The sequence below is a fragment of the Shewanella waksmanii ATCC BAA-643 genome (assembly GCF_000518805.1).
Taxonomy (GTDB): Bacteria; Pseudomonadota; Gammaproteobacteria; order Enterobacterales; family Shewanellaceae; genus Shewanella; species Shewanella waksmanii.
Genome location: NZ_JAEH01000031.1, coordinates 60,723 through 70,545, shown reverse-complemented (window position 1 = coordinate 70,545; position 9,823 = coordinate 60,723). Strand labels below are relative to the sequence as shown.

The 9,823-nt window shown below is 47.5% G+C and carries 8 protein-coding genes; 2 read left to right on the top strand and 6 right to left on the bottom strand.

What is annotated here, in order from left to right:
* From L865_RS0113455 to L865_RS0113435, 5 genes are all read right to left on the bottom strand, one after another.
* On the bottom strand, positions 1-698 hold a 698-nt coding region (locus L865_RS0113455), incomplete at its 3' end, for a hypothetical protein (protein ID WP_028773722.1).
* Positions 699-710: 12 nt separating this feature from the next.
* A complete protein-coding gene (locus L865_RS0113450) occupies positions 711-2,036 on the bottom strand; it encodes an HlyD family type I secretion periplasmic adaptor subunit (protein ID WP_028773721.1) in 1,326 nt (441 codons plus the stop codon).
* Complete coding sequence (locus tag L865_RS0113445; protein WP_037471143.1) at positions 2,029-4,131, bottom strand: peptidase domain-containing ABC transporter; 2,103 nt, start codon at positions 4,129-4,131, stop codon at positions 2,029-2,031. Before L865_RS0113445 ends, L865_RS0113450 begins: the two co-directional genes overlap by 8 nt.
* Entirely contained in the window at positions 4,128-5,780 is a 1,653-nt protein-coding gene (locus L865_RS0113440) for an ABC transporter transmembrane domain-containing protein (protein WP_028773719.1), read from the bottom strand. The genes L865_RS0113445 and L865_RS0113440 overlap by 4 nt, the downstream gene beginning before the upstream one ends.
* A 249-nt stretch (positions 5,781-6,029) precedes the next feature.
* A complete protein-coding gene (locus L865_RS0113435) occupies positions 6,030-6,749 on the bottom strand; it encodes an SDR family oxidoreductase (RefSeq protein WP_028773718.1) in 720 nt (239 codons plus the stop codon).
* A 117-nt stretch (positions 6,750-6,866) separates the two neighbouring features.
* Between L865_RS0113435 and L865_RS0113430 the strand changes: the two genes are divergently transcribed.
* Together L865_RS0113430 and traF are read left to right on the top strand one after the other, a co-directional pair.
* Positions 6,867-7,781, top strand: a complete 915-nt coding sequence (locus L865_RS0113430) for a LysR family transcriptional regulator (RefSeq protein ID WP_028773717.1) — start codon at positions 6,867-6,869, stop codon at positions 7,779-7,781.
* Between the two features lie 168 nt (positions 7,782-7,949).
* Positions 7,950-8,924: a conjugal transfer protein TraF gene (traF, locus tag L865_RS24580; RefSeq protein WP_084632539.1), complete on the top strand. Its 975-nt coding sequence runs from the start codon at positions 7,950-7,952 to the stop codon at positions 8,922-8,924.
* An 83-nt stretch (positions 8,925-9,007) separates the two neighbouring features.
* Here traF and L865_RS0113420 read toward each other — a convergent pair whose 3' ends face one another.
* On the bottom strand, positions 9,008-9,748 hold the full coding sequence (locus L865_RS0113420; protein ID WP_028773716.1) for a sulfite exporter TauE/SafE family protein: 741 nt from the start codon (positions 9,746-9,748) through the stop codon (positions 9,008-9,010).
* Between the last annotated feature and the right edge of the window lie 75 nt (positions 9,749-9,823).

Here is a 9,823-nt window from a genome sequence, read left to right as displayed (position 1 = left end):
CCAGTGCCAGTGCCAGTGCCAGTGCCAGTGCCAGTGCCAGTGCCAGTGCCAGTGCCAGTGCCAGTGCCAGTGCCAGTGCCAGTGCCAGTGCCAGTATGGTCAGTTGTGGTTAACGGTGCGCCAACCATAGGCTCTGTCAGATCTGGTGTCATTGAAACGGTAAAGCTAGCAGGCGTCTGTGGGCTGGGTGCTAGTGTGAGGCTAATCGAGGATAGTTCAGGTGCTTGTCCGCGAGAGATACTGGCTTGCTGTGACTCAATACCTGTGGTTTCGCTACTGCCATGTTCGACCACCAAAGGGTTAGCGGCAACTGTACTTTTGGCGCTTTCGTTAGCTTGGTTAGCGTGCTTACTTGCTGTTGATGCTGGCTCATGGACAACTTGGTCTGCATCCGTTGTTTGCTTAGCCGTGATAGTATCCGACTGCTCAATTTCTGATGACAAAGGTTCGACGTCAGTTGGTTTTTCTGTTGTGCTAGTCACTTGAGTTTGCCATGACTTATCGGCAACTAAATCCTTATTACCTATCTGAGTTGTGCGGCTATCGCGGAACTCTTTGGCTTTAAGGTTTGCCACATCGCGGTCATGTTTGCTGGCTTTACTTTTGGCAACTTGCTCGCGTTTTTTTTGCTGCTTAGCATCATCGTCATGCTTAGTGTTAGCGCGCTCATTGTGTGGACGATTATCATCTTGGGACATAGTACTAGACTCCTATCGCTCACCAAAAGCTTCTGTTACGTTGGTAAATACTGGCTTCCAAAGGTATTGAAATACGGTTTTGTCACCAGTGACAATGTCAGCTTCGCCAGTCATGCCAGGAATTAAATCAAATTGACCGGGTTGTGGCCCAAAATAAGGCTTGTTGATGCTAATTTGTACCTTATAAAACACACCACCTTTCTCATCCGTGTCGGTACTGGGTGAGATACGTTTTACTACGCCGTCCAATGCGCCGTAGCGGCTATAATCAAACGCATCTATTTTAATTCTTGCTGCTTGCCCTTCACGCACAAAACCAATATCTCTGGGCGATAACTTCACTTCCATTAGCCCTGTTTTAGTCATAGGAACAATAACTGCGACTGTCCCGCCGGGTTGAATGACACTGCCCGTTGATGATGAGGGAATCGATTGAATGATGCCGTCAACGGGGGCGGTAACGGTGTTTTGCGATACTAACGAGCCAGAAGACTTTAACTGGGCAATAATTCCCAGTAGTTGTGCTTGTGTTTCGGTGCGCTTTTCTTCCACTTCTTTGAGCTGAGTGGCCTGTTTCTGTTTAAGTTGCTGCTCTAGGTTTACTAGGTTCTTTGCCAATACTTGCTGCTTGCTTTGCATGCTTTTTAACTCGCGAGTGTAGGCATCTAATTTTTGTTGTGACTCTAAAATTCGTAGCTTAGATACGGCTTGTTCTGCAGTGACTGAAAGCATCATTTTCAAGGTCTGTTCAGCGGTATCAATTTGGTCGCGAAGTGGAGGGGTTTCGGTTTTCAAACCATCAAGTTCTGCTTGAGATTTGGCAACCTCAGAGGCTGATAATTGTTGCATGGCTTCGCGCTCTTGATTCATACGTAACAGTGAAGCCGTATGCAATTTGACTAGTTGCGGGTAGCTGTCGCTAAACGATGAAAAGTCAGCATCACGTTGGCCAATGAAAGCATCATAACGCTCTATGCGTAGTAATAAATTGGCGCGTTTACTTTCCAGCTCCTCTTCAGCTGATTGACTATCGATGGCAACAAAACTTGCGAGCACATCACCTTTTTTAACGACGTCTCCCTCTTCTACGACCACAGAAGCGATGGTGCCGCCACTAAGGCTTTGGATCACCTGCCTATGGCCTAATGGCACAACTTGGCCCTTAGATTTCGAGATCTCTTCAACATGAGTGAATATCGACCATAGCAACATAATAAGCACTGAGCCGGCAATTAGCATGATGATGCGCTTAATCAGCTTTCTTTCTGATGGCGCTTCAATTGCTTCAGCAAATTCATGGGCCGGCCAAGTGCGATTGGCGAGTTGACGATTATCCATGGTTGTGAGTCTCCTGCTGAGTCGCGTGGCTGTTGTTGGCAGAATCCGCTGTGTTTGCATCAGGTACTGGCCCGGCGTAAACCACAGTGCCTTTATCTAATATGACCACTTTGTCAGCTTGTTGAATTAACTGCGGGTCGTGGCTGGTAAACAGCACTGTAGTATTACCCTTTAACTTGGCAAAGGTTTGCAACAGCTGCGCTTTGGCGTAGGGGTTTTGGTTGGCAATCGGTTCATCGAGTATCAGCAATTGCGACTGTTTTAGCAGTGCTCTGGCTAAACTAATATATCCGCCTTCAACGGGTGATAGCAGGCTATGGCCATCCTTAAACAGCTCGCAATGAATGTCATTGCCAAGCGCATCAAATAGTGCACTACCGCCAGCGGCGTAAAGTGCATTGATCAGCTCTTCATCAGTGGCGTTGGGTTTGGCGATACGAATATTGTCTGCGAGGGTACCGGGCAATAGATCAGCTTGTGCAGGACTGTAAGCCGCCCATTGTCTGAAGGCTTGTGGGTCGTATTGCCTGAGATTTTTGCCATTAATCGTGATGAACCCAGCTTGGGCTTCTACAACCCCCATTGCTGCCAGCAATAAGGAGGTCTTGCCGCAGGCATTCGGGCCGATAATAGCCACATTTTCACCGGGTTCGATATCTAAGGTTATGCCAGATAAAGCAGGTTCTGTTTCGGCACTGTATCGTAAAGTCACATGCTGAAAGCTCACCTTTGGGGCTTGATCTGTCTTAGGAGTATCCAGTCGCAGCTCATTATGCTCGGTACCCGCTAACATGAAGCGATCAAACTGCTCCGCCGCGCCGCGCATCATGGTGATTTTTTGACTCGATGAAAATGCTAATTGTGCTGGACCTGTGATACGCCAAATTAACATGACGCAGGCAATGAGTGCTCCTGGGCTAATGCTCTGATTTAAGACTAAAAATATACCAGTAAATACAGTGATAAGCGCGGTAAACAAACTCATAGCATGGGCCATTGCAGCATTGAGGCCGTTACGTTTGGCATAAATGAAATTCTGCCGGCAATGTTCTCGACATTGGCGAGAAAACTCAGTAAACCAACCATCGCTATTACCACTGGTTTTCACTTGGAGTAAGTTCTTGGCCAGTTCATTGAGTGATTGCTGGTAGTCTGAGCTAATGGTGGGAGACGCCGATTGGGTGTACTTATTGAGCAGTTTCATTACCCAATAAAACAGCACTAACATCACCAAGGGCACAACCACCAACCAACCGCTGAGCAGCGCAATTGTGACTAAAGCTATCAAGGTAAAGGGCAGGTCGACCAATCCCGCGCCGCCAGGGCCTGCAAGCAAGGTACGAACCTTTTCAGCATTGCGCATACGCGCAATATGATTCGACAGCCCTACCCGTGACAACACCATTAACGGCATATTGAGTAAGCGACCAAAGGTCATATTAGATAAGTCTCGCGCAAAGCGATTGCTAGTGCTGGCTAATACATTGGCGCGTAACAGTCGACTAGAGACTAAAATAGCCACAGCCAATACCGCACCCAGTGCGATAGTGGGGAGCACACTCGGACTTTGTCCCCCAATAACGCGGTCATAAACCGCCATGGTAAACAACGGCACGGCTAGCCCGGTAATACTAGAGAGCAGACTGAGCCAAAACACCGGTCGACACCATTTACTCTTTTTACTCAGTTCGCTGGCAAAGGCTTTACTGGTTTGTTTATCAGAAGGGAGGCCATCTATCACTATGACATGGCCGCTCATAGCAGAAGCGACGGCTTGCCACTGATCATTGCTATCAAGTTGCTCTAGCTGCTCACCTCGTCTTCTAATAACGCTCGCTGTCGCATCCTTTGGTACCAGTATCGCGGGGTGACTCGTTTGGGCCATAACTTGTGGAGCAAAGTTCAGTACTCTAAAACGTAATTGATGATGTTTAAGAAGTTGGTTTAACGCTAAGGTGTCAAACTCCTGTGATTTAGCATCATTTAGAAGGTGAGTGGCTTGGGCGTACAGTCCCAATTGTTGAAACAAGCTTATTGCGGCAAGTTTTAGCTCGTTTGGCGTTGAGGTTGCTGAGGTAGCGTTGGCGGTATTCATGCTGATACCTCCTTGGCCGTATTATGGTTACGACCCTCGGCATCAAGGTGGATATGCATATCGCTGATAGCCTTGATACTGTCAAAATAACTGGCACAGATAATGGTCATCTGCCCACGTTTTGCCTGCAGCACGTTAATAAGACGCTGCTGCGAGTCAGCATCGAGAGAAACCATGGGCTCATCAAGCAGCAAAATAGATGGCGACTGCACCAGTGCTCTCACCAGTGCAATCAACTTAATGGCGCCTTTGTTGAGTGACTGATTGTCACTGCTACCGACTAAAGTTTGGTAACCGGCAGGTAGTTGAGCGATGGTATCCGTTAGTCCCAGCGCCTCGGCAACCACCATTGCTTCGGCTTCTTTATCAGCAGAAAACAGGGTCATATTTTCCATTAAGCTACCGCTCAATAAGATTGGCCAAGGTGCGATATAAGCAACAGACTGTCGATACTCATTGCGCTTATGCTGGCTTTGCTCAATACCCGCTATGGTAATTTCACCTTGGCTTACGCGATGAAAAGCGCCAATACAACTTAACAATAAGCTGGCTTGGGTTAATGGATTAGAGGTCACCGTCACCAGACTGCCTGGGGCAATTTCAATATTGACCTCATTTAACTTGGCAGCGGTTTGCTCAATACTGACTGCCTCAAAGCGGATTGGGCCTAGGGGCAATTTTTGTTGATATTGCGTGGTGCCGGTAAATGATTCTGGTGGCAGCTCGCTTAATTCTGCAACCTGAGACATTGCGGTTTTGGCTACCGCTAAACGTGAGCGCAGGCTGATAATGGCGCTAAGCGGGGCTATGGCACGACCGGCCAATATGGAGCAGGCCGCCAGTCCACCTGTAGTCAGCTCGCCATCTAACACTGCTAAACAACCAATTAATACAATCAGTAAGGTAGTCCCTTGCGAAGCACCTTGAATCAACTCTTGTAGCTTAGATGACAGCCAGTCGACCCGGTGCTGCTCTGCCAAGCGTTGATAGTTTATATCGTTATACATTCCACACAGTTTGGTCTCCATTGCTAGCGCTTTGGCAGTAGTGAGTCCCGACAGCACCTGAATTAACAAGCGTGAGCGCTCACCTTCAGTTAACGCTAAAGCCTGAGTCGCTTGATTTAGCTGTTTGCCAATCACATACACTAGTGCGCCGATAACCCCCCATACTGCAATAGGAATGAACACTAAGGGGCCACCAATGTAGGCAACAAGCGCTAAAAATATCAGTACAAAGGGAAAGTCCATCAAGGCGACTAACGCTTGCCCTGAATAGATTTCTCGCATGGTGGCAATGCTGTTGAGGCCATTGGAGACCACGCCAGAGCCTAAAGACTCAATCTTACGATAATCAGAATTGAGTAGGGCACTGACGGTTTGGGTCGTGCTCTGTAACTCAAAGTTAGCGGCGCTGGATGCGAGCATCCAACTGCGGGCATACCGCAGTAGTAGCTCCAGTATAATTGCGACCGCTACCGCAGATGCCAACACGCTTGCGGTACCATAACCTTGATTAGGCAGAATACGGTCGTATATCTGCAGCATAGTAAATGGCAGTGCCAATGACAGTAAATTGATAAATGTGGAGGAAAACAGCAGCTCAACCCAAGCGCGGTTTTTTGCTAGCAGACTAAAGTTCTCTGTCATCGCTTATTTCCTTGTTATGGAGTCAGTGGCGTGATTACGGGAACAATTTTTAGGCAATTGTTGCTACTAAGTTAACAGTAACTTTAGTCAAAGCGCTATGTTTTTGTACTGTTTTTTGCTGGATTTAAAAGATTTACTGCTGGAGAAATAAACGCTAAGTCATTACAGGGATAAAAAAGCGGTGAGCATTGCTGCTTCACCGCGTATTTTGCTGGCAAGCTAACTGAACAAAATCAGCCTAAGTTGCCATTAAGGTTGCTGACGTGTCGCAGCGAGCACAATTTCACGTACGCAAACGCTTTGTGGTTGCTCATAGGCAAACAGGGCGGCATCAGCAATGGTTTCTGGCGCAACAACGCCGCCCATATCTTGCTTCCAGTCTTCATAACCCGCTTTAATTTCATCGCTGGTGGTATGGCTAAGTAGTTCGGTTTCTACTGCACCAGGGGCAATAGTAATGAGGCGAACATCATCCATTGCCACTTCTTCGCGAATGTTCTCCGTTAGCGCATGTACTGCAAATTTAGTGGCACAGTAAGCGGCATGATTTGGGAAAGTCTTGCGACCGGCAATCGAGCTTACATTGATAATGGTGCCAGTTTTGCGCTGTTTCATATCAGCAAGTACCGCGTGAATACCATTGAGAACGCCCATGACGTTGATGTTGAGCATACGCGACCATTCCGCGGGATCTTGTTGGTCTGCTTGGCCAAGTAGCATGACGCCTGCGTTGTTGATTAGGCAGCCAACTGGGCCAAATTTAGCCACAGCTTGAGCAATTGCTGCGCTAATGGCCGCGCCATCGGTGACATCAACACTGATGGTCATGCAGTTATCTAATGCCAACGCTTGCATAGGCTCAAGGCGGCGAGCAAGTAATAGTAATGGATGGCCTTTGGCACTGAAGGCTTTTGCCATCGCGGCGCCTATGCCTGATGAGGCGCCGGTAATAACGATTAATGATTTCATTGTTGTCTCACTTGTTGACTGTATTTCAATGCAGACAAGATTATAGAAAAGCTTATTGTTGATATATGGCCTCATTGGAATATGATTGTTTACATATGATTACAAATTGAGGTCGTTATGGCACCGGATCTATCATTAATACAAACTTTTCTGGTGATTGCGGAATCAGGCAGTTTTACCCATGCTGCTGAGGTTCTTAATTGTTCCCGCTCCCATTTATCCAAGCAACTGACTAAATTGGAACAAGTATTGGGGGTGAGCCTGATCATCCGGACCACGCGGGCGCAGAGGCTGACAGAGCAGGGGCAGTTGGTTTATCAAGAGTGTCGTCAAGCGATGAATATCATTGATGCTGCCTGCGCCCAAGCGATGGACATAACCAACTCGCCAAAAGGACAAATCAAAATTAATTCGGTGGGCGGCTTCATTGGTGAGGAAATCGTTGCGCCGTTGGTCAGTGACTTCGTAAAACGTTACCCAGATATTGAGGTCGAGCTGGATTTCAGCAGCCAACGGGTGGATCTGCTGTTGGATCAATTTGATTTTGTATTTCGAATGGGCAGTTTACCTGACTCTAACTTAATCGCGAGAAAACTGCTTACTCTGAGCAATGAAACCATGGCTGCGCCAGCTTACCTGCAACAAAGAGGGACACCGAGCCACCCGAAAGAGTTAAAGCAGCATTATTGCATTACGGGCAGTATCGACCATTGGCATTATCAACACATTAGCGATCCTAAGTTGCATGCTGAGGTGGCGATTTCAGGTGGATTTAAATGCAAGAACGGCCGAGCGATGATCGCCAGTGCGATCGCTGGCAATGGTATTGTTAGGCTACCCACCTTGTACTGTCCTGACGAGCTGGCCAATCAAACCTTAGTTCCGGTTTTTAGTGACTGGAAAGTGGCCGATACCCCTGTGTACTTGGTTTATCACCAAGATCCCCATCGTGCCCTGAGGTTTAACATGTTTGCTCAGTATGTGGTCGAAGAGTTTCAGCGCTATAGCGAAGTGAATTACCGCAAAAAATGATCGTTTCGCTGCAAACCTTTTAGGGGGCGGACTGCAGCGATTTTGGTGGTCAGTTTTGGCTGAAATAATAAAAATTTTCTGCCGTAGTGAGTTTTGATGAACTATCTTTAAATTCGATGCGTAGTAAAAGACATCACTACAACAAAAATAATATAAGGGCTGAATGAAATGAGATCACTTCATCTTTGTTTTAGCGTGGCGTTAACCCTGATTTTTTCGGCAAATCTGTATGCCGAAGGGGGAGATTATGCCAACACTCAGCACTTAAAGCACTCGCCTTTAGCGCATCAAATCTTCAGTATTCAGCCACAAGCCAATGGCGTGAACCTAGTCAGCACACTAAGCACATCAGATAACCCTTGGCAGCGCTCTGCCACAGTCAGTCGCAGTCAGTCTTGGCCTTATGCAGCTAACCTGTCTCTGCAATATGATATTGAGCAGCCACCAGTTGATTGGATCAACGCCGGGGCGGTAAGTGGTGATATCAAAAGCCAATTAAGTGCTGAGCCAGCATTGGCGGCAGTAAAAACCACAGAGCATAATCTGACGATGAGTATGCCGCTGTCGATCGTTAATTTACCGATTGCAGTAGAGGTCACCCCCAAACTGCAAACCATAGAAAGCTATACAATCGCCGATAGCCTGTCTGCATACCGAAGTAACAGCGATACGCTAGCAGCCGATAGCCAAGTGACATCCAACCTTGATGTTGGTGTCGCACTAGAACCTGTTGATGGGTTGGTTGTGGGCGTATCTGGGCGTAATTTAGTCCCGCAAACCATCAGCGTTGATAACCCTTTTAGTGTGCAAGCGTATGACTATCAGTTAGCGCCGCTGTATAACGCGGGTATCGCTTACCAGTGGCGCGCATTGAGTGTCAGTTCAGACATCGATCTTAATGCCAACCAAGGGTTTACCGATATCGAAGATAGTCAGTATGTTCGTTTTGCAGGGGCATTAAAGGCCACTGATTGGCTCTCTGTTAGCCTAGGTTATCGCCATGATATGCTTGAGCACGAAGCAGATATTTACACCATTGGCACTGGTATGTCATTCGGGCCTAGCTTTAGTATTGATTTCACCGGTTTGGTTGATAGTGATGCTGCAGTCGGCGGCGTGCTTAAAACTTCTTATTATTTCTAACTCACCAGTAAGACGTCACGATAAAGTCAGTGTCGCCACGAGGCTGCTTGTCGTCTGTGATTCAGCTACTCGATAATCGCGGCTTAGCTCGCGAGTTCAAATATTGATTTTGCAATTAATATCAATGCACTGAGCGAGCATAACAGTAACGTCATTGAACGAGTTTTGTCTTTATCGACATGGCCCACCATTCGATTTGCCGCTAGATAGCCAAGTACGACCGATGGCAGCAGTAACACCGACACACTGATATGTTGCCAAGTGAGCAGGCCTGTGACAGCCAAAATAGCCAGTGCAATCATCGAACTGAAAATGAAAAATGCTGACAGGGCAGCACGAAACTGTTTGGCATCTTTACCAGCAAGCAATATCGCCATCGGCGGCCCACCAATGGCAGCGATATTACCAAACACCCCAGATAATACGCCCGCAGCAAATAAGCTCTGTTTGTTAATTGCCAAATTAAACCGCAACACACTGAGCAATACCGCAACTAATACAATGGCGGCAATGGCTAATCCCAATATAGGCGCCGGGGCAAACAGCAGTAGGGCTGCGCCAATAAAGCCACCGGGCACACGCCCCAACAAAGCATATTGAAGACCATTAAACTGCAGCGAGGCGCGCTCTCGCATCAAAGTGAGTAGAGAAATAGAAAAGCCCATCAAAATCACCGGCGCAGGCACAAGCTGGGGATCGACCAGATACAGCAAAGGCGAGGCTACCACGGCTAAGCCGAACCCAATGAGGCTCTGGGTTAACGCGCCAGCAAAAATAATCAATGAGGCGAGTAATAAGGTTGTCGGATCAATCAAGTCGAACATAGAGCGCCTCTGCAGATAAATGAGCGATCAGTTAGAGCCTGATCTTTCAGTACGACTATTTGCTGTGATTGGCTG

Coding starts and splice junctions, on each gene's coding strand:
- L865_RS0113435 (WP_028773718.1), bottom strand. CDS start 6,749: ATGAAATCATTAATCGTTATTACCGGCGCCTCATCAGGCATAGGCGCC.
- L865_RS0113420 (WP_028773716.1), bottom strand. CDS start 9,748: ATGTTCGACTTGATTGATCCGACAACCTTATTACTCGCCTCATTGATT.
- L865_RS0113445 (WP_037471143.1), bottom strand. CDS start 4,131: ATGAATACCGCCAACGCTACCTCAGCAACCTCAACGCCAAACGAGCTA.
- L865_RS0113430 (WP_028773717.1), top strand. CDS start 6,867: ATGGCACCGGATCTATCATTAATACAAACTTTTCTGGTGATTGCGGAA.
- traF (WP_084632539.1), top strand. CDS start 7,950: ATGAGATCACTTCATCTTTGTTTTAGCGTGGCGTTAACCCTGATTTTT.
- L865_RS0113440 (WP_028773719.1), bottom strand. CDS start 5,780: ATGACAGAGAACTTTAGTCTGCTAGCAAAAAACCGCGCTTGGGTTGAG.
- L865_RS0113450 (WP_028773721.1), bottom strand. CDS start 2,036: ATGGATAATCGTCAACTCGCCAATCGCACTTGGCCGGCCCATGAATTT.